Origin of the sequence: Croceibacterium segetis, assembly GCF_011320115.1 — a bacterium.
Taxonomy (GTDB): domain Bacteria; phylum Pseudomonadota; class Alphaproteobacteria; order Sphingomonadales; family Sphingomonadaceae; genus Croceibacterium_B; species Croceibacterium_B segetis.
This window is the reverse complement of record NZ_JAANOZ010000004.1, coordinates 49,121-64,795: the sequence shown is the minus strand read 5'-3', so window position 1 is coordinate 64,795 and position 15,675 is coordinate 49,121. Positions and strand designations below refer to the sequence as shown.

16 protein-coding genes and 1 tRNA gene are annotated in these 15,675 nt (G+C 68.1%); 11 read left to right on the top strand and 6 right to left on the bottom strand.

Features of this window, described 5'->3' with window-relative positions; all coding sequences use genetic code 11:
• Positions 1 to 17 precede the first annotated feature (17 nt).
• The 11 genes from ftsZ to G7B69_RS05790 all read left to right on the top strand — a co-directional run bounded on the left by ftsZ (position 18) and on the right by G7B69_RS05790 (position 10,934).
• Entirely contained in the window at positions 18 to 1,817 is a 1,800-nt protein-coding gene (gene ftsZ, locus G7B69_RS05840) for a cell division protein FtsZ (protein ID WP_166177080.1), read from the top strand.
• A 47-nt stretch (positions 1,818 to 1,864) separates the two neighbouring features.
• The gene (locus G7B69_RS05835) at positions 1,865 to 3,532 is read left to right on the top strand and encodes an SPOR domain-containing protein (protein WP_166177078.1); all 1,668 of its coding nucleotides are present in this window, start codon (positions 1,865 to 1,867) and stop codon (positions 3,530 to 3,532) included.
• A gap of 170 nt (positions 3,533 to 3,702) precedes the next feature.
• Positions 3,703 to 4,209: a type III secretion system chaperone family protein gene (locus G7B69_RS05830; protein WP_423717844.1), complete on the top strand. Its 507-nt coding sequence runs from the start codon at positions 3,703 to 3,705 to the stop codon at positions 4,207 to 4,209.
• A 32-nt stretch (positions 4,210 to 4,241) separates the two neighbouring features.
• Positions 4,242 to 5,048, top strand: coding sequence for a pyrroline-5-carboxylate reductase family protein (locus tag G7B69_RS05825; protein WP_166177074.1), 807 nt, complete (start codon positions 4,242 to 4,244; stop codon positions 5,046 to 5,048).
• 93 nt (positions 5,049 to 5,141) lie between these two features.
• Entirely contained in the window at positions 5,142 to 5,909 is a 768-nt protein-coding gene (locus tag G7B69_RS05820) for a Bax inhibitor-1/YccA family protein (protein ID WP_166177072.1), read from the top strand.
• Between the two features lie 154 nt (positions 5,910 to 6,063).
• On the top strand, positions 6,064 to 6,951 hold the full coding sequence (locus G7B69_RS05815; protein ID WP_166177070.1) for a hypothetical protein: 888 nt from the start codon (positions 6,064 to 6,066) through the stop codon (positions 6,949 to 6,951).
• 107 nt (positions 6,952 to 7,058) lie between these two features.
• Positions 7,059 to 7,134 (top strand) — tRNA-Ala (locus G7B69_RS05810).
• A gap of 132 nt (positions 7,135 to 7,266) precedes the next feature.
• On the top strand, positions 7,267 to 8,322 hold the full coding sequence (gene obgE / locus G7B69_RS05805; RefSeq protein WP_166177068.1) for a GTPase ObgE: 1,056 nt from the start codon (positions 7,267 to 7,269) through the stop codon (positions 8,320 to 8,322).
• A 59-nt stretch (positions 8,323 to 8,381) separates the two neighbouring features.
• A complete protein-coding gene (gene proB, locus G7B69_RS05800; protein WP_166177066.1) occupies positions 8,382 to 9,518 on the top strand; it encodes a glutamate 5-kinase in 1,137 nt (378 codons plus the stop codon).
• Complete coding sequence (locus tag G7B69_RS05795; RefSeq protein ID WP_166177064.1) at positions 9,515 to 10,423, top strand: NAD-dependent epimerase/dehydratase family protein; 909 nt, start codon at positions 9,515 to 9,517, stop codon at positions 10,421 to 10,423. Before proB ends, G7B69_RS05795 begins: the two co-directional genes overlap by 4 nt.
• 82 nt (positions 10,424 to 10,505) lie before the next feature.
• On the top strand, positions 10,506 to 10,934 hold the full coding sequence (locus tag G7B69_RS05790; RefSeq protein WP_166177062.1) for an EF-hand domain-containing protein: 429 nt from the start codon (positions 10,506 to 10,508) through the stop codon (positions 10,932 to 10,934).
• 39 nt (positions 10,935 to 10,973) lie between these two features.
• Here G7B69_RS05790 and G7B69_RS05785 read toward each other — a convergent pair whose 3' ends face one another.
• The 6 genes from G7B69_RS05785 to cobA form a co-directional block, all read right to left on the bottom strand.
• Complete coding sequence (locus G7B69_RS05785) at positions 10,974 to 11,639, bottom strand: protein-L-isoaspartate(D-aspartate) O-methyltransferase (protein WP_207785960.1); 666 nt, start codon at positions 11,637 to 11,639, stop codon at positions 10,974 to 10,976.
• 62 nt (positions 11,640 to 11,701) lie between these two features.
• Positions 11,702 to 12,481, bottom strand: coding sequence for a phosphoadenylyl-sulfate reductase (locus G7B69_RS05780; RefSeq protein WP_166177058.1), 780 nt, complete (start codon positions 12,479 to 12,481; stop codon positions 11,702 to 11,704).
• Entirely contained in the window at positions 12,474 to 12,953 is a 480-nt protein-coding gene (locus tag G7B69_RS05775) for a DUF934 domain-containing protein (RefSeq protein WP_166177056.1), read from the bottom strand. Before G7B69_RS05775 ends, G7B69_RS05780 begins: the two co-directional genes overlap by 8 nt.
• Positions 12,946 to 14,580 carry a nitrite/sulfite reductase gene (locus G7B69_RS05770; RefSeq protein ID WP_166177054.1) on the bottom strand — a complete coding sequence of 545 codons (1,635 nt, stop codon included), beginning with the start codon at positions 14,578 to 14,580 and terminating at the stop codon, positions 12,946 to 12,948. The genes G7B69_RS05775 and G7B69_RS05770 overlap by 8 nt, the downstream gene beginning before the upstream one ends.
• The gene (locus G7B69_RS05765; protein WP_166177052.1) at positions 14,580 to 14,876 is read right to left on the bottom strand and encodes a DUF2849 domain-containing protein; all 297 of its coding nucleotides are present in this window, start codon (positions 14,874 to 14,876) and stop codon (positions 14,580 to 14,582) included. Before G7B69_RS05765 ends, G7B69_RS05770 begins: the two co-directional genes overlap by 1 nt.
• Positions 14,873 to 15,631, bottom strand: coding sequence for a uroporphyrinogen-III C-methyltransferase (gene cobA, locus G7B69_RS05760; RefSeq protein WP_166177050.1), 759 nt, complete (start codon positions 15,629 to 15,631; stop codon positions 14,873 to 14,875). The genes G7B69_RS05765 and cobA overlap by 4 nt, the downstream gene beginning before the upstream one ends.
• Between the last annotated feature and the right edge of the window lie 44 nt (positions 15,632 to 15,675).

The window sequence follows — 15,675 nt, the reverse complement described above, 5'->3', positions numbered from 1 at the left end:
CCCGGGAGAATACCGACATGAGCATCAACATCGGCCCGCCCTCTGTGGAAGAGCTGCGCCCGCGGATCACCGTGATCGGCGTCGGCGGTGCCGGCGGCAACGCCATCGCCAACATGATCGAGGCGGAGATCGAAGGCGTCGACTTCATCGTCGCCAACACCGATGCCCAGTCGCTCAACAACTCGGTGGCCGAGCATCGCATCCAGCTTGGCCCGGATATCACGCAGGGCCTCGGCGCCGGCTCGCGGCCCGAAGTCGGTCGCGCCGCAGCTGAAGAGACGGTCGAGGAAATCGAGCGTGCCCTCGAAGGCGTCAACATGGTCTTCATCGCCGCCGGCATGGGCGGCGGCACCGGTACGGGCGCAGCCCCGGTCATTGCCGAGGCGGCCCGCCGGAAGGGCGTGCTGACCGTCGGAGTGGTGACCAAGCCGTTCCTGTTCGAAGGCACCCGGCGGATGCGTTCGGCAGATGCCGGCATCGACGAGCTGCAGAAGCACGTCGACACGCTGATCGTCATCCCCAACCAGAACCTGTTCCTGGTCGCCAAGGCGGACACGACCTTCAAGGAGGCGTTCCAGATGGCCGACGAGGTCCTCCAGCAGGGAGTGCGCTCGATCACCGACCTGATGGTCATGCCCGGCCTGATCAATCTCGACTTCGCCGACGTCCGCTCGGTGATGGGAGAGATGGGCAAGGCGATGATGGGCACAGGCGAGGGGCAGGGCGAGAACCGCGCGCTCGAAGCCGCCGAACGGGCGATCGCCAACCCGCTGCTCGACGGCGTGTCGATGCAGGGCGCCAAGGGCGTGATCATCTCGATCATCGGCGGCGAGGACATGAAGCTGCTCGAGATCGACGAGGCCGCGAACCACATTCGCGAGCTGGTCGACCCCGAAGCCAACATCATCTGGGGCTCGGCGTTCAATCCCGACCTCGAAGGCAAGATCCGGGTCTCGGTGGTCGCCACCGGAATCGAGCAGAGCGCCGAGCAGCTCGAGCGCGCCAACCAACCGCTCAACCTGTCGGGCGCCCGCGGGCCGAAGAAACCTGTCCTGCCGCTGCCGACCGAGGAAGAGCTGGCCGTGGACGCGGCGGCGGCCGATCAGGCAGCCGAGCTTTCCATGGCCGACGACAGCTGGGGCGAGGACGAGATCGGCGGCGGCTACGGCGAGCAGCTCGAGGCGCCGGCAGCCACGGCCGAGGACGAGGGCGACGCGTTGCGAATGCCCGAGCCGTACACCCCGCAGTTGCCGGAAGCCGGCGCTTACGAGCCGAACGCCGGCCTCTACGCCGAGGAAGAGGACGAGGAAGCGGCCGAAGAGGAAGACTACGGCGAGGAAGAGGAAGAAGAGGCCGAGGACGAGACGGCCGGCGGTGGCTTCGCCTCGCTGGCGGGAACGCGGATTACGCGCGACGTCGAAGGCGTGTCGGCCGGCGCCGATGACGAATGGGGGGAGGAGGGCGGCTACGCGGCCGAGCCTGAGAGCGAGGACGCTCTCGAGCTGACCACCGAAGCCGCCGAGGAGCCGGAGCCGCAGGGTCCGCAGGACGAGCTCCTGCTCGATGCGGACAGACTCGCCGAAGCGGACCAGTCGCAACCGGCGGGCGGCCGTCGTCGTCGTCTGCTGGGCGGTGGATCGGATGAGCAGGACGGCGATGCGCCGCCACCGCCGAAGACCGGCGGCAGCACCCTGTTCGAGCGAATGGCCAACCTGTCGCGCGCCGGCACGGACTCGCCCGATGAGGAAGACGAGGAGAGCGAAGGCTCGTCGTCGCTGCGCATTCCGCGCTTCCTTGGGCGCCAGAACAATCAGTAGGGCCCCGTTCGCACGCGGTTCAGGCGGGCGTGACTAGCGGGTTGAGCATGGCCAGTTTATCGGACCCGATGTTCCGGCGCCGGAGTGCCGTTCTCGTCGCTTGCGCTCTCGTTGCCGCAAGCGCGCCGGCGCTGGGGCAGAACAGCTATTCCCAGCCTGTCGTGCAGCCGGCACCGCCAGCTTCGCTGGGCGAGCTGAACGCGGCACTCAAGGACCTGTCGCACACTCCGGGCAACGTCCCGGCGTTGTTGCGTGCCGGATGGGCATCGCTCGGGCTCGACGATACGCAAGCGGCGCTCGGCTTCTTCCGCCGGGCTGCCGCGCTCCAGCCGCAGAACGGCGAGGTCAAGGCAGGCCTGGCGTCGACTTCGCTGCGACAGGACGACCCGGCCGCGGCCGTTCGTCTGTTCGCCGAAGCCGAAGCGGCGGGCACCCCAATGGGACGTTTTGCCGGGGACCGCGGGCTGGCGATGGACCTTGTCGGCAACAACCTCGCCGCCCAGCAATTCTATCGTCAGGCGCTGGCGCAGCGGAACGATCCCGAGATCTCCCGCCGGCTCGCGCTAAGCCAGGCGATCGCGGGCGACCAGCGCGCCTCCGACGCGACGCTGCTCCCGCTGCTGCAACGGCGCGATCTCGCCGCTTACCGCACGCGCGCGTTCGCGCTGGCAATCCTCGGCAAGGGCGAGGAGGCGGTCTCGATCGCGCAGACGATGCTGCCGGCGACCATTTCCGGCCGACTTGCGCCCTACTTGCGCTACATGCCCAGGCTGACGCGCGCGCAGCAGGCGGCCGCCGCCAATCTCGGGCAATTTCCCCCGGCCTCCGAGATCGGCCGCGACGATCCGCGGATCGCCGCCTTTTCCGGCTCGGCGACGCCGCCCCAAGTCGCCTCGAACGCGCCCGATGCCCGGCTGACCCCAACCGGCGCGCCTCTGGGCCGGAGCGATCGCGGCGCGAGCGCGGACCGCAAGCCGGCCGCGCGGGCGTCCAAGACTAGACCCAAGGCGAAGGGGGGCGACATCAGCGTCAGCTACGCGCCCCTCGCGCAGGCCCAGGCCCAACTCGCTCCACCCGTGCAACCGGCGCCGCCGCCGGTGTCGCAGCCATCCCCCCCGGTGCAGCGGGTCGCCGCCGCTGTGCAACCTTCTGCGACCCAGCTTGCCGAGAGCAAACCGGTGCTGGTCGCCAGCATCGATCCGCAGGCCTCGTCGGCCCCGCTTGCGCCTCCGGTCGAGCAGGCTTCTCCGCAGCCGGCGGCGGCCGGGGTGCCGGAACAGAAGGAAGTCGTCAGCCTCGCTCAGGCTTTCGCCGACTTCGCGAAACCCGATGCGGCGACCGCGAAGCCGGCGGTCGGGGCGATCGACATTTCGAAGATCAAGCCGGTTCGCGCGGCGGCCAGGGCCGAGGAAGCCAAGGCCAAGGCGAAGCCCAAGCCCCCGGCCAATCCCCAGCGCTTCTGGGTGCAAGTAGCGACCGGGCGCGACGTCAAGGCGCTCGCTTTCGACTGGCGGCGGCTGCAGCGCGAAGGGGGCGCCCTGCTGGCCAAGCGCGCGGCCTACACCGCCAAGTGGGGGCAGACTCGCCGCCTCCTCACCGGTCCGTACAAGACCGAAGAGGAGGCCGACAAGGCGGTCTCCGCGCTCAAGAAGAAGGGGATCGGCGCGTTCGAGTTCACTAGCGACGAGGGCCAGGAAGTGGCCCCTCTCAAGTGACGCGCGAGCGGCTGTTTTCCGCCACTTTTGCACTGCGGGCGGGCCGCTTTTGCACACCTTGTGAACAGCCAAGTCGGGGTTTTCACCGGTGACGGCATGGTTATCAATTGATTGCGGGCGGCGCGCCGGAGCATGGGATGCGCGGGACCGAAGCAGATGGGATGGCGCGCATGAATACCGGTCGTGAGCCAATGACCAACGACGACGACGCCGCGCCGGTGGAAATGCTCGCGCAATTGTTCGAAGCGCATGGCTGGCCCTGCGAGTACGTCAGCGACGACGAGATCAGCGGCGAAATCCAGGGCAGCTGGACCAAGTACCAGATGCGCTGCATCTGGCGAGCGGAAGACCGGGTGCTGCAATTGCTGTGCCTGCCCGAAATCCGCGTGCCCGATCCCAAGCGCGCCGACGCCTTCGAGCTGCTCGGCCTGATCAACGAACAGCTCTGGCTCGGCCATTTCGACATCTGGTCGCGCGGCGGGGTGCTGCTTTATCGCCACGGGCTGATGCTCGGCGAGGACGGGTTGCTGAGCCTGTCGATGGCGCAAATCGCGGTCGAAGCGGCGGTTTCGGAGTGCGACCGCTTCTACCCGGCGTTCCAGTTCGTTCTGTGGGGCGACAAGAGCCCGCGCGAGGCGCTCGACGCTGCGCTCGTCGACGCCGCGGGCGAGGCATAGACAGCGCCTCTACCGTCCGGCAGACAGTCGGCATGGCGTTCCACACGATCCTTCTCGTCGGCTGCGGCAACATGGCCGGGGCGATGCTCGAAGGCTGGCTGGCGGGCGGGCTCGATCCCGCGCGCTTCACGGTCGTCGAACCGAGCGACCGCGCGCTGCCGGACGGCATCGTGCGACACCACGCGGTGCCCCCAACGGGGGATTTCGACGCCATCCTGCTTGGCGTGAAACCGCAGATGCTCGGGGCTGTGGCGCCCGAGGTCGCCCGGCTGGCCGGTCCGCGCACGACGATCCTTTCGCTGCTCGCCGGCGTGGAACTGGCGACGCTCGCCGAACGCTTTCCTGCGGCCGCTGCACACGTCCGCGTAATGCCCAACCTCGCGGTGGCGCTCGGCAAGGCGCCGATCGCCTTGGCCGAGCGCGGACTCGACGAGGGCGGACGTGAGGTCCTGCTCGCGCTGATGCGCCCGCTCGGGACGCCGGAATGGGTCGGCGAGGCTGAGTTCGACCTGGTCACCGCGCTCACCGGCTCGGGCCCGGGATTCGTCTATCGCTTCATCGACGCGCTCGCTTCCGCCGCGGCCGATCTCGGTCTCCCACGCGAGCAGGCGGAGCGCATGGCGCTGGCCATGGTCGAAGGCGCGGCGGCGCTGGCTGCCGCCTCCACTGAAAGCCCCGGAAAATTGGCCGACCGCGTCGCCAGCCCCGGCGGAATGACCCGCGAGGGCCTCAATGTCCTCGATGCCGACGGCGCGCTCGTCGCTCTCGTCACCGAAACCCTGCGCGCGGCGCGCGATAGGGGGGCGGAGCTGGCCGCGGAAGCCCGGGGACAGCGCTGACCCTGGCGGAGGGTTTTCCTTGAAGTTTAGGCGCGCGGTCGCGATATTGCCGGTACCGGCTTGTCGTTGCTCGGCGCCGGAATGGAGTTTGTAATGGCGAATTGGAATGATCCGCAGCGGACCCGGCCGGGCTTCGGTACCCCCGAAGGCTTTTCCGGCGCATCCGTCCCGCGCACCCGCGAAGTCTTCGACGCGGGGCTACGCAAGCACATGCTGTCGATCTACAACTACATGACCTCGGGCGTGCTGCTGACCGGCATCGTCGCGCTGCTGTTCTCGAGCGGCGGTGTCAACTCGCCTGCTGCGCAAGTGTTCGTTACCGGCGGACCGCTCGCGTGGGTCATCATGCTCGCACCGCTCGGCTTCGTCTTCGCGATGAGCTTCGGCGCCAACCGTTTCCGCAAGGCCACGCTGCAAATGCTCTATTGGGCATTTGCCGTGGTAATGGGCCTGTCGCTGTCGACGATCTTCCTTGTCTACACCGGCACTTCGATCGCAGCGACGTTTTTCGCCACCGCCGGCGCGTTCGCCGGCCTGAGCCTGTACGGCTACACCACCAACAAGGATCTGTCCGCGATGGGCACGTTCCTGATCATGGGCGTGGTCGGGCTGATCATAGCGAGCTTGATCAACATGTTCGTGCAGTCGACCGGCCTGATGTGGGCGATCAGCGCTCTCGGCGTGCTGATCTTCGCCGGGCTGACGGCCTACGACACGCAGCGATTGAAGGCGCAGTATAGTCATTTGCGCGGCACCGAGCTGGCCGGCAAGGCGGTCATCCTCGGAGCGTTGCAGCTGTACCTGGACTTCATCAACATGTTCCTGTTCCTGCTGCGCTTCATGGGCAACAACCGCAGCTGAGCGCAGCGCCGAGTCGACTTGCCGCGCCCGGGGTGCACAACCGCACCCCGGGCGTTTTCTTTGCCGGAAGGCCCGTCTAAGTTGGCGCCTTCACGTCCGCGAAAGGTGGCCAGGGGCATCGTTCGCGGACGCTCAGGAGAGGGCATTCGACTTCATGCTGACCATTCGCCGAATTCCGGTAAGCAACGCGCTGGCCGCCGCGGGGTTCGCCCTGCTGGCCGCCTGCGCTACGCCTCCTCCTCCGCCGCCACCTCCGCCCCCACCGCCGCCCCCGCCGGTGGTCGAGGCCGTTCCCTACCGCCCGATCCCACCGGCTGGCTCGACCTACGTCATGACGATTCCGCCGCTCGGACCGGACGGCGTGCGCCAGACGATCAACACCGGGCTCGACGACAACGAGACAATTTGGAACCTGCGCTCGGTGTGGAACGTCGCGGCGCTCAATTGCCTGGCCGCCGAGCACGAGGCGATCCTCACCGGCTACGGCGCCTTCCTCAAGAAGAACGCCAAGAAGCTCAGCGCCGTGAATACCGCGCTCGACAAGAAATACCGTACTTCCGAAGGCTCGGTCGCCGCCGGACGCAAGGCGCGCGAAGTGCACATGACGCAGGTCTACAACTACTTCGCCACGCCGGCGGCGATCCCCAATATGTGCAACGTCGCACTGGCCGTGTCGAACGAGTACCTGCAGGAACAGCCGAAAGACCTTTCGGTCTTTGCCGCCGCCGCCCTGCCGCGGTTCGAGGCGGTCTATCTCGACTTCTTCAACGCCTATGATCGCTACCGGGTCGAATCCGCGGCCTGGGACGCCAAGTGGGGCGCGCAATACGGCGCCTCGCAGCCGGGCTACGTCGCCGTTCATCAGAACAGGCAGCCGAGCATCGGCACCGCGCTCAACGGCACCCCTGCGGCCGCTCTGGCCGGCGAGGTCGTCGATCCGGATACCGGGGCGAAAATACCGGTGATCAACGTGCCCGCAGCGGTCGGCTCGACGCCGGTCGTGCAGCCGGTGCCCAACGACCAGACGGGCGCCAAGCGCTAGCGGATTGAAGGGCGACCGGCGGCGCCCATTTAGCGCTTCCAAGCGCGAGCCCTTTTCGCTAGGGAGCGCGCTCTTCGCGGGGGACCCCTCGCGAGACAAACTGGAACGGGGCCGTAGCTCAGCTGGGAGAGCGCGTCGTTCGCAATGACGAGGTCAGGGGTTCGATCCCCCTCGGCTCCACCAGTTTCGACCTCGGAAAACAATCCGGGGAACTGTTTTCGGTCGAAATTCCCGAGCGATAGCGAAGGGCCAGCCCGCGCAACGCGCGGCGATTGACTGGCGCTTCCTTCCGCGCACTCCTATCTGAGCCCCACCATGCACTTCTTAGACCAAGCCAAGATTTACGTCCGCTCGGGCGCGGGTGGCCCGGGAGCGGTGGGTTTCCGGCGCGAGAAGTACATCGAGTACGGCGGCCCCGACGGCGGCGACGGCGGACGCGGCGGGGACATCGTGTTCGAAGCGGTGGCGGGCCTCAATACGCTGATCGACTTTCGCTATACGCAGCACTTCAAGGCCAAGCGCGGTGGCCACGGGATGGGCAAGAACCGCACCGGCGCCGGCGCGCCGCCGCTGGTGATCAAGGTCCCGGTTGGCACGCAAGTGCTCGACGAAGACCGCGAGACGGTGCTCGCCGATCTCACCGAGGTCGGCCAGCGCGTCGTGCTGCTCGAAGGCGGCATGGGCGGGCGCGGCAACGCCAGTTACAAGACTTCCACCAATCGCGCGCCGCGCCAGCACCAGCCGGGCATGCCGGCACAGGAACTGGCCGTCTGGCTGCGGCTCAAGCTGCTTGCCGATGCCGGGCTGGTGGGACTACCGAACGCCGGCAAGAGCACCTTCATCAACCAGGTTTCGAATGCGCAGGCCAAAGTCGGCGAATACGCCTTCACCACGCTGATTCCCAAGCTCGGCGTGGTGCGTCACAAGGGCCGCGAGTTCGTCCTCGCCGACATCCCCGGCCTGATCGAAGGCGCCGCCGAGGGGGCCGGCATCGGCGACCGTTTCCTCGGCCATATCGAACGCTGCCGGGTGTTGATCCACCTGATCGATATTACCGGTAGCGATCCCGCCGCAGGGATGCGCGTGATCGAGGCCGAGCTCGAGGCCTATGGAGACGTGCTGACTTCAAAACCGACGCTGATCGCACTCAACAAGATTGACCTTGCCGATGCGGAGCTCGTCGCGGGGTTCACCGCCGAACTGAAGGCAGCGGGAGCTGACAAGGTATTTCCGATCTCGGGCGCTACCGGCGCCGGGGTCGAAGCGCTCCTCGACGCGGTGCTCGCCTACCTTCCCGAGACGGCCACGTCCGGGCAGGCCTATGACGCGGTCGACGAGGGCGAACCCGAAGAGCCCTGGTCGCCTGTCTGACTCGCCCTGCCTCAAGGCCGTATTCCTAAAGCGCGGGCAGTCCGCTAAGCCCCGCCGCCATGCCGATTGACCGCCTTGCCGATCTGACCTCGCCCAAGCTGGCGCCGCGCCTTGTCGTCAAGGTGGGCTCGTCGCTGCTCGTCGGCCGCGACGGGGCGGTGCGCGGGACCTGGCTCGACAGCCTCGTTCGCGAGCTGGCCGAAGCGCGCGGCCGCGGGCAAGAGGTGATCGTGGTGAGTTCCGGCGCGATCGCGCTCGGCGCCGCGCGGCTGGGGCTGGCGAAAGGCGGGCGCGGCAGCCTCGCCGATGCGCAAGCCGCGGCCGCGGTCGGGCAGATCGCGCTCGCCTCGCTGTGGGCGGAGCGGCTCGCGGCCCACGGCATCGCCGCCGCCCAGCTGCTCGTCACCATCGAAGACCTCGAGGACCGCCGCCGCTACCTCAACGCCGCGGCGACGCTCGCCCGGCTGCTCAAGGCCGGTGCGGTGCCGGTGATCAACGAGAACGATTCGGTCGCCACCGAGGAAATTCGCTTCGGCGATAACGACCGCCTTGCCGCGCGCGTGGCCCAGGCGGCGGCCGCCGACGCCGTGGTGCTGCTGTCCGACGTCGATGGCCTCTACGACCGCGACCCGACCGTCACCGGCGCGCAATTGCTGCCGCGCGTCGAAGGCGTCACGGCCGGCATCCACGCGATGGCCAGCAAAGCTTCGGGCTCGGGCCTCGGCTCGGGCGGGATGACCTCGAAGCTGCAGGCCGCCGAGATCGCCGAGCGGGCGGGGATCGCGCTCGCGATCGTCAACGGCACCCACGAGGCACCGCTGGCACGCGCGCTGGCAGGCGAGGGCATCGGCACGCTGTTCCTGCCCAAGCGCCGCGATGCCGCGCGCAAGGCGTGGCTTGGCGGACGTCAGCGGATGCGCGGTTCGGTGACCGTCGACGCTGGCTGTGCGGCGGCCCTCGGCCGCGGCGGCAGCCTTCTTGCGACCGGAATCACGGCCGTCGAAGGGGATTTCGCGCGCGGCGACCCCGTCGCTGTGCGGGATGGGGAGGGCAAGCCTATTGCCCAAGGCTTGGTCGAATACACTGCCGCCGAGGTGGCTAGCATCCTCGGCCGCCGCAGCGACGAGCTCGAAGCTCTGCTCGGCTACGCCCCGCGCGCGGCGGTAATCCATCGCGATCAGCTGGTGTTACTGTGACTCTGGCGGTGACCGGCGCGACCGGTTTCGTGGGTCGCGCTCTGCTCGAACAGGCGAGCGCGAATGGATTGGAGGTCCGCGCGCTCACCCGCCGTCCGCAGGAAAAGACTGATGGCATCGAGTGGGTCGCAGGCGACCTCCACGACCGCAGGGCGCTGGCGACGCTGGTGAAGAATGCCGAAGCGGTGATCCATGTCGCCGGAGTGGTCAACACGCACGATCCGATGGGCTTCCACCTTGGCAATGTCGAAGGCACCCTGGCGCTGATTGAAGCCACCGTGGCCTCGGGCGTTCCGCGCTTCGTGTTCGTCTCCTCGCTCGCCGCCCGCGAGCCGAAACTGTCGAAGTACGGCGCCTCGAAGGCGCATGCCGAGAAGTTGGTCAAGGCCAGCGGGCTCGACTGGACGATCGTCCGCCCGCCGGCGATCTACGGCCCGCGCGACCGCGAGATGTTCGAAATCTTCCGCGCCGCGCGCTGGGGCGTGGTGCCGATGCCGCCGCCGGGGCGCATGTCGATCATACACGTTGCCGACCTCGCCCGGTTGCTGCTCGCCCTCGCGCCTTCAGGCGAACGGGCGACGCAGCACACGTTCGAACCCGACGACGGCAAGCCCGAAGGCTGGAGCCACCGTGAGCTGGCTCGCGCGATCGGTTGGGCCGTCGGCCGCCGCCCGTGGGTGCCGCACCTCTCGAAGCCGATGCTCGAGCGGCTGGCACGGCTCGACAAGGCTGTCCGGGGCCGCAGGGCCAGGCTGACGCCCGACCGAGTCGGCTACATGGCCCATCCCGATTGGGTGTGCCGGCCCGGCAAGCGGCCGCCGCAGAAGCTGTGGCAGCCGGAGGTAGCGACGCTGGAGGGCCTGAAAGCCACGGCCGCGTGGTATCGCCAGCAGGGCTGGCTCTAGCTCCTCGCATTACGACAAATTGCGACACGGAACCCGGCTCCGCAGTGCGTAAGGCGTGTTATTCTTGGCGTTCGGGGCATGGATGAGCGGCGATCCGCCGCGAACGGAGAGAACGACCGACATGAAAACCTTGACGATCACGGCGGCGGCCTTTGCCGCGGCCATTTCGGTGCCGGCGCTCGCGCAGGGCGGCCCGCCGCCGGACCCCTATGGCGATGCCACCGTCACGCAGGCGGACGTCGAGAAGAACGCTGCCGACCGTTTTGCGCAGCTCGACGCCAACCACGACGGTTCGCTGTCGACCGACGAACAGCCGAATGGTGGCCGACGCTTCGGCGGCGGCGAGCCCGGCCCGATGAGCAAGGACGATTACGTCGCAGGGCAGGTGCGCCGCTTCGGAATGCAGGACGCCGACCATGACGGCAAGTTGACCAAGGCCGAGCGCGATGCATTCCGCGCGCAGATGATGCAGCGCTTCCAGCAAGGCGGCGGGGCGCCCGGCGGCCAGTAAGACATCTCAGGGGCGGACGGAGCCCCGGCCGCCCCACCTTCAGGCAACGAGTTCGAGCTGGGTGAACCGCACCGGCATGACCGGGCGCGCGCTCGTTCCGCCATTGGCATTCTTGTCGACCACGCTGAGGACCTGCACTTCCTGGCCGCCGAGCGGGATCACCATCCGTCCGTTCCTGGCCAGTTCGTCGAGCAGCTCCTCCGGCGGCTCCGGCGCGGCGGCGGTGACGATGATCCGGTCGTACGGCTCGTGCTCGGGCCAGCCGCGCGAGCCGTCGCCGACCTTGACCTTCACCTCGTAGCCGAGCGCCCTGAAGCGCGCCTGTGCGGCTTCGGCGAACTCCTCGACCACCTCCACGGTGAATACCTCGGCGCCCATTTCGGCCATCAGCGCCGCCTGGTAACCGAGCCCGGTGCCGACCTCGAGCACGCGCGTGTCCGGCTCGATCCCCGCGAGCTGCAGCATCAGCGTCGCAATGAACGGCTGCGAGATCGTCTTGTCGAAGCCGATCGGCAGCGGCCCGTCCTGGTAAGCGTGTGCGGCGAGCGAAGAAGGCACGAAAAGGTGCCGCGGCACCTCCAGGAGCGCCCGCCGCAGCGCGGGATCAAGCATCGCGGTACCGATCTCGTCGCTCGCGAGGTCGAAATGCATCTCGACGATCTCGACCATATGCCGGCGCAGGATCGCCAGGTGCTTTTCGGTCATCGGTTTCATTGAGCGGCCCTGCCTACCAAGCGAGAGCGTCTGCGACGGGGCTTGGTTCCGCCTCAGAACGCCGGTTCGTACCCCGGAGGCAGCTCGCCTTCGTCGCTGTCGGGCACGCCCGGCAGGTGGATGCCGCACTCGGTCTTGTCCCACCCGCGCCAACGGCCCGCGCGCGGGTCTTCGCCGGGCAGCACCGGGCTGGTGCACGGCTGGCAGCCGACCGAGAGGAAGCCCTGCTCCTCGAGCGGGTGACGCGGCAGGTCGTATTCCGCGAAATAGGCTTCGAGGTCGTCCTTGTTCCAGTCACCGAGCGGGTTGATCTTCAGCCGGCCGTCCTCGATCTCGAAGCGCGGCAGGTTCTGCCGGGTAACCGACTGAAACGCCTTGCGGCCCGAGATCCAGCTGTCGAGACCGGTCTTGGCGCGAGCCAGCGGCTCGACCTTGCGGATCGCGCAGCAGCCGTCGGGATCGTAGGACCAGCGCAAGCCGGTTTCGTCCTTGGCAGCGATCACCGTCGGATCGGGCGTGACGACCGAGTTGTTGGTCAGGCCCAAGCGCTCGATCAGCGTCTCGCGATAGGCCAGCGTCTCGTCGAACATCTTGAGTGTGTCGACGAAGATCACCGGCGTCGCCGGATCGGCCTGGGCGACGAGGTGCAGAAGCACGGCGCTTTCGGTACCGAACGAGCTGACCACCGCGACCCGACCGAGCGTGCCTTCGGCCAACAGCGTGCGCAGCATCGTCGCCGCGTCCACGCCGGCGAAGCGGGAGTTGAGCGCGTCGGCGTCGGCCTGCGTGAAGCGCGGCGCGGTGTCGATCACATCGATGGCGCGGCTAGCCATTGGCGAGCTCCGGGTGGCGCAGCTGCCAGATCGGCACCGCGTCGTCGGCGGCGTGCTGGTAGACGTGAGGATAGCGGTTCAGGCACGCTTCCAGCACCGCCGGATCGATCGCCACGTCGGGTGCGAAGCTGTCGAAGCCGCAGCGGCGCATGAAGTAGACGAGGTCGACCAGCACATCGCCGGTGGCCTTGATCTCGCCGGTGTAGCCCGCCTCGCGCAGGATACGCGCGGTCGAGAAGCCGCGGCCGTCGCGGAACTTGGGAAAGTCGACCTCGACCAGCTTCACGCGGGAGAGGTGCGGGATCAGCCGCTGGGGGTCGTCGCCGGCCTCGATGCGCACCGACACGGCATTGGGCTGCTCGAAGAACGAATCCAGGCTCACCGCCGGCTCGTCGGCCGGGGAGTCCTCGCGGAAGCGCAGGTAATTGGCCTCGCTCGCCGCCTGCGGGATCGGATTGCCTGACTCAGCCATAGATCGCCTCCTTGAAGCCATCCATGCCGACACGGCGGTAAGTGTCGAGGAAGCGCTCCCCCGGCTCGCGGATGCCGCGGTAATGCTCGACCGCGCGCTCGACCGCGTCGACGATGCCGTCCTCGTCGAAACCGGGGCCGGTGATCTTGGCTTGAGTCGTGTTCTCGTCGCCCGAGCCGCCGAGCAGGAGTTGGTAGTTCTCGGTGCCTTTGCGGTCCACGCCGAGAATGCCGATGTGTCCCGCATGGTGGTGGCCGCAGGCGTTGATGCAGCCAGAGATCTTGATCTTCAGCTCGCCGATGTCTTTCTGCCGCGCCTCGTCGGCGAAGCGCTCGGCGATCTTCTGCGCAACCGGGATCGAGCGGGCGTTGGCGAGGCTGCAGTAATCGAGCCCGGGGCAGGCGATGATGTCGGTAACGAGGTCGAGGTTGGCGTCGGCCAGCCCGGCTTCGACCAGAGCCTGCCACACCGCATAGAGGTCCTGCTTGCGGACATGCGGCAGGACGAGGTTCTGGGTGTGCGCGGCGCGCAGCTCGTCGAAGCTGTAGCGCTCGGCGAGATCGGCCACGACTTCCATCTGCTCGGCGGTGATGTCGCCGCCGATGCCCTTGATGGGTTTCAAGCTGATGTTGGCGATCGCGTAGCCGGGCGCCTTGTGCGCGGCGACGTTCTGGTCGACCCAGACGGCGAAATCGGGGTCGGAGCGGTCAATTTCGTCCGAGAGCCTCGTTTCGAACGGCGGCGGGGCGAAGTACGCGGCGATGCGGTCGTATTCGGCCTGCGGGAAGTCGCTGCCAAGCTTGAGGATGTGCTGGAAGGCTTCCTCGACCTGGCGGGTGAATTCCTCCTCGCCGAGCTCGTGAACCAGGATTTTCATCCGCTGCTTGTGGATGTTGTCGCGCCGGGCGTGGCGGTTCCACACCCGCAGTACGGCCTGCAGGTAGCTGAAAATCTGGTGCTGCGGCAGAAAGTCGCGCGCCTTGTAGGCGATGAACGGCGTGCGGCCCATCCCGCCGCCGGGGTAGACCTCGAAGCCGATCTCGCCCGCGTCGTTCTTGACGATGCGCAGCCCGAAGTCGTGCCAGCGCATCGCCGCGCGGTCTTCCTCCGCGGCGATCACCGCAATCTTGAACTTGCGCGGCAGGTAGCTGAATTCGGGCATGAACGTGGTCATCTGCCGCAGCATCTCGGCCCACGGCCGGGGGTCGATCACCTCGTCGGCGGTGGCGCCGGCATAGTGGTCGGCGGAGACGTTGCGGATGCTCTCGCCGCTGGTCTGGATCGCGTGCATCTCGACCGTCGCCAGCTCGGCGAGGATGTCGGGCGCCTGCTCGAGCTTGATCCAGTTGTACTGGATGTTCTGTCGGGTGGTGAAGTGGCCGTAGCCGCGATCGTAAGTGCGGGCGATGTGCGCCAGCTTGCGCATCTGCGTGCTGTTGAGCGTGCCGTACGGAATAGCCACGCGCAGCATGTAGGCGTGGAGCTGCAGGTAGAGGCCGTTCTTGAGCCGCAGCGGCTTGAACTGGTCGTCGGTCATCTGCCCGGCGATGCGGCGGCGGGTCTGGTCGCGGAAATCCTCGACCCGGGCGTCGACCATCGCCTGGTCGTATTTGTCATAGCGGTACATCAGATCACCCAGTTGCCGGCGTTGGGATCGGCGGGCTTGAGAGTCAGGTCGGGGCGCACGGTCGGCCCGAGCGCGCGGATGCGGTCCTTGATGTGCGCCGGGCGCACGCCCTCGGCGGTCCGCTCGGCGTCGATCACGTAGCCGCCGTTGACCCGGAGGGCTGCGTCTTCGACCGCGAGGATCTGCTCGCCGTGGTCGCCGACATCGGCGGCGTCCTCCACGTGGATCGACCAGTCCTGTCCCGTCCACCAGATGACCGCGCCGGTCTTGAGGTCGTTGCCGGTGATGATTTTCACTGCGCGAACTCCGAAACGAGTTGGCCGACCGCCGCGTCGTCGCGCGCGGTCACTTCGCCGATGATGATCAGGGCGGGGCTCTTCACCCGCTCGCCCTCGACGAGATCGGGAAGACCGGCGAGGGGCGCGCGCAGGACGCGCATTTCTGGCCGGCAGGCGTTCTCGATCACGGCGATGGGCATATCCGGAGCGAGGCCGTCGGCCATCAGCTTCTCGGCGATCTGCGGCGCGGTCTTGACACCCATGTAGATCACCAGCGTACGACCCTGACCGGCCAGGCCGGCCCAGTTCTGCTCGGCGAGGCCCTTGCACTGGCCCGCGACGAAGCTGACGACGCTGGCGGCCTCGCGGTGGGTCAGCGCGATCTGTGCGGCCGCCGCCGCGCCGAGCGCCGACGTCACGCCCGGGACGACTTCGACCGGAACGCCTGCCGCCCGGCAGGCCTCGGCCTCCTCGCCGCCGCGGCCGAAGACGAACGGGTCGCCGCCTTTCAGCCGCACGACATCGCGACCGCCGAGCGCCTCGCGCACCAGCAGCGCGTTGATCGCGACCTGCGGCAGTGTGTGCCGCGCGCGGCTCTTGGCGACGGAAACGAAACGCGCCTTGGGTCCGGCCAGCGCCAGCACCGCGGGATCAACCAGCCCGTCGTGCACGACCAGCTCGGCGCGCGCGAGCAGCCGCGCGGCGCGCAGGGTCAGCAGGTCCGGATCGCCCGGGCCCGCGCCGACAAGGTAAACGGTGCCGATCTTGTCCATGGCGCTGCAAATGAGCGCTGCGCCGCAGCATCGCCAGCGAGAAT